Here is a 3,580-nt window from a genome sequence, read left to right as displayed (position 1 = left end):
CATTAAAACGCAGCTTAGCCAAACCGTTGTGGTTAATGCAGAAAACAAAATAATCGAGTGAATAAAACAATATTTGAAATCACCAAAATGGACTGTCCGTCAGAGGAAAATCTGATTCGAATGAAATTGGACGGAATTTCAAGTATTGCAAATTTGGACTTTGACATTCCAGAACGAAAATTGACCGTTTTTCATAGTGGTGAAATCGACCAAATTGAAAAGTCTGTTATCGAACTGAATTTAGGTGGAAAGAAAATATCGACTGAACAGACCGATCAAACGGACTTTGAAGAAAACGAGAACCAAAAAAAGCTTCTTTGGTCTGTACTTGTAATCAATTTTGCTTTTTTCATAATCGAAATGACAACAGGTCTGTTTTCAAAATCTATGGGACTTGTTGCCGATAGTTTGGATATGCTTGCAGACAGCTTCGTTTATGGAATTAGTCTGTTTGCAGTTGGCGGAACGCTGATAAAGAAAAAACGGATTGCAAAGCTTGCAGGATATTTTCAAATCACACTTGCGATTATCGGATTTGTAGAAGTTTTAAGAAGGTTTATTGGAGACGAGAAACTTCCTGATTTTTCAACCATGATAATCGTTTCGATTTTTGCACTGATTGCAAATGGAATTTGTCTTTACATTTTACAAAAGTCAAAAAGTAAAGAAGAAGCACATATGAAAGCAAGCATGATTTTCACTTCAAATGATGTAATTATCAATCTAGGTGTAATAATCGCTGGAATTACGGTGAATTGGTTGAGTTCAAATAAACCTGATTTGATAATCGGAACTATTGTATTCGCTTTGGTAATTCAAGGAGCTTTTAGGATATTGAAATTAAGTAAATGAAAAACACTAACCACAACAATATGTATAGTGCATAGCACCCTTCGGGATGCTACGACACCATACATGGGACGTTAGCCACAAGTAAAACAAACTAAACAGCAGAAGATAAACAAGAATAAAATGGGGGAATTGAATGTGACAACAAGTCCAGAATTTGAAGCTAAGATTTTATCTTACCCTGACTTTGTCGGTGAACAGATGAAATTTTTAAGAGAACTGATTATTGAAGTCGCCAAAGAAACACCTGAAGTTACCAACTTGGAACAAGTATTGAAATGGGGTGAGCCAAGTTTTCTGAACAAAAACGGAAGCACATTGCGAATGGATTGGAAGGAAAAGACCCCAACTCAATATCAAATGTATTTCAAATGCACCAGTAGATTGATAGAAACATTTAAATTGGTCTTTGGAGATTTATTTAAGTACGAAAAGAATAGAGCAATAATATTTCAACTTGACCAAGAAATTCCTGTGACAGAATTGAAAAAATGCATAAGAGCGACACTAATGTATCATAAGGTGAAAAATGACTTAACATTGGAAATATAAAATGCCAGTGGCTAACAAGGTATATGAAATCATAGCTCCCATTCGGTCACTACGCTTCATATACTAAACGTTGGCACACATATAAGAAACATATTTGCAAATTGAAAAATAAGCTAATTTTAATATTTCTACTATTAATTTCGTTCAGCGGATTTACTCAAAATCTGACTGAAAAAGAATTCGTAATTCTAACTTTTGAAATGGATAGAAATAAAGATGCTCACGGAACTTTTATTTACTATTGGATTGCTGAATTAAAAAAATATGAAAAAGTAGATGAATATAAAGAACCGAAAATTTATTCTCTTTTCTTGCACGAATTTTACGGTAGTGAACAATTAGAATCTTGTTGTTTAGGAGAGGTTTCTTATCCATATACAATGACAACGGGAACGGAATTTAATTTTCCTGAAAGCTATAGTGATTATCTGACTGAATTACGTGAATTAGTTAAGAAAAACAGAGAGAAGATACAAGTAATCAAGAAAGAATGGAAAGATGGCTACAAAGAAAAAGTAACCGTTTACGCAACAGCTGTTTGTGGAAAATTATGTGAGTGCGAATTTGGTGGCGACACTTATTTGACAAAAGGAGACCGAATTAGTTTTCCGAAAGGAAATTATGAAATAATAAAAAACTATTTGACTAAAGAAAAGCGGATTTTACTATTTAAAGACTTTTCCGATTTTAACTATTCAAATACTGATTATAGAACTGGAAAATAAATAAAATACGTGTGCCAACACCGTATAAAATTAATTGCTAGTGCAAGCCTACTTACGAAAAACCTCGCGGATTTTCTATTCGGTTTGTATTTGCTAAATTAGGTACTTAAAACATGCAACTAATCTTATACAATCACGTTGGCAAACATTTGAGAATGACGAAAAGCACAGAAAATAATAGCGGAATTATATCTATCGAAATGTTTGAAAATATCGCAAACCGAAGTCCTCGATTTCATAGAGTTTCTGCGATGTTATTAGACCACTTTTTAATGTGTGTTTTGATAATTCCGATTGCAATTCTATTTGGGATAGTTTTAGAAAAATCTGGATTTCGATTAAATGATGGAATGATATTCTATGTTTGGGTTTTGATAATTTTCATATATTATAATAAAGACTTTTTTAATGCCAAAAGTCCTGCGAAACGAATAATGGGCTATCAAGTGGTTGACCGAAAAACGGAAATGCCAGCGACTGAATTACAATGTTTCGTGAGGAATTTTACAGTGTGTGTTGCTTGGCCATTAGAAGTTATTATCGGATTTATTAATCCCGAAAGAAGAATTGGGGATTTTATGGCGAATACGAAAGTAGTTTTATCAGAAAAAGAGAAATTAAAAACGATTTGGTCTGACTTAAAAAGAACAAAACTGAAAATGAATTATATTGGAATTATAATAATCGGAATCGTATATTTTTACGGATTGAGTTATATTATTCCTTGAAAACAAAAAAAACGATTTGCCAACACCGTATATAATTTATTGCTTGGTTTTCGCCTACTTACGAAAGTCTTCGCAGACTTTCTTGATCGGTAATTATTTACTAAATTAGTTGCTTAAAACACGCAACAAACCATATACAAACACGTTGTAACCAATTGAAAAATTCTAAAAATTGAATGAGAATATTCGAGACTGATAGACTATTAATAAGGAATTTAACTAAAGGTGATTCTGAAGATTATTTCGATATGATGGGAAATCCAAATGTAATGAGTTTGATACCAAGGCAAGTTATGTCAAGAAAAGAGAGTGATAAGCATTTAAATAACTTCGTGGGTAAAGACCAAACATTAACTGATACTAAAGTCTGGGGAATTGAAGTGAAAACCAAAAATGAATTTATAGGGCTTTGTGCTTTCTTAAAAAACAATGAAAATGAGGATGAAATAGGTTACCGTTTAAGAGAAAAGTACTGGCGAAAGGGCTTTGGAACGGAAATAGCAAAAGGATTAATTAAGTTCGGATTTGAGGAACTTGAAATGGATAAAATAACGGCAGATGTTGACACTAGAAATCTAAACTCAGTAAAGATTTTGGAAAAGTTTATGGTTGGAGTTAAAGAGTTTTTTAATGAGTCAGACCAATGTATTGACAGGCGATATGAATTAACGAAAAATAACTGGTTACAACAATGTTTAAAAATGCATTAAAACGCATTTTACACAA

The 3,580-nt window shown here is 32.6% G+C and carries 5 protein-coding genes; all 5 read left to right on the top strand.

The window, feature by feature from the left end:
- The first annotated feature begins 57 nt into the window (after nucleotides 1–57).
- The 5 genes from BSU00_RS08240 to BSU00_RS08220 all read left to right on the top strand — a co-directional run bounded on the left by BSU00_RS08240 (nucleotide 58) and on the right by BSU00_RS08220 (nucleotide 3,564).
- Entirely contained in the window at nucleotides 58–852 is a 795-nt protein-coding gene (locus tag BSU00_RS08240) for a cation transporter (RefSeq protein WP_199176776.1), read from the top strand.
- Between the two features lie 120 nt (nucleotides 853–972).
- Nucleotides 973–1,401, top strand: a complete 429-nt coding sequence (locus BSU00_RS08235; RefSeq protein ID WP_105003960.1) for a DUF1801 domain-containing protein — start codon at nucleotides 973–975, stop codon at nucleotides 1,399–1,401.
- A gap of 101 nt (nucleotides 1,402–1,502) precedes the next feature.
- Entirely contained in the window at nucleotides 1,503–2,126 is a 624-nt protein-coding gene (locus tag BSU00_RS08230; protein ID WP_105003959.1) for a hypothetical protein, read from the top strand.
- A gap of 113 nt (nucleotides 2,127–2,239) precedes the next feature.
- Nucleotides 2,240–2,854 carry an RDD family protein gene (locus tag BSU00_RS08225; RefSeq protein ID WP_105003958.1) on the top strand — a complete coding sequence of 205 codons (615 nt, stop codon included), beginning with the start codon at nucleotides 2,240–2,242 and terminating at the stop codon, nucleotides 2,852–2,854.
- A gap of 176 nt (nucleotides 2,855–3,030) precedes the next feature.
- Nucleotides 3,031–3,564 carry a GNAT family N-acetyltransferase gene (locus BSU00_RS08220; RefSeq protein ID WP_105003957.1) on the top strand — a complete coding sequence of 178 codons (534 nt, stop codon included), beginning with the start codon at nucleotides 3,031–3,033 and terminating at the stop codon, nucleotides 3,562–3,564.
- The last annotated feature ends 16 nt before the right edge of the window (nucleotides 3,565–3,580 follow it).

The organism is Tenacibaculum sp. SG-28 (assembly GCF_002954385.1).
Lineage (GTDB): Bacteria > Bacteroidota > Bacteroidia > Flavobacteriales > Flavobacteriaceae > Polaribacter.
The sequence above is the reverse complement of the archived record's forward strand: the minus strand, read 5'-3'. Positions and strand labels throughout refer to the sequence as shown.

Bases quoted from the DNA above. Each gene is read 5' to 3' on its own strand.
- BSU00_RS08225 (WP_105003958.1), top strand. From the start codon at position 2,240: ATGCAACTAATCTTATACAATCACGTTGGCAAACATTTGAGAATGACG.
- BSU00_RS08220 (WP_105003957.1), top strand. From the start codon at position 3,031: ATGAGAATATTCGAGACTGATAGACTATTAATAAGGAATTTAACTAAA.
- BSU00_RS08235 (WP_105003960.1), top strand. From the start codon at position 973: ATGGGGGAATTGAATGTGACAACAAGTCCAGAATTTGAAGCTAAGATT.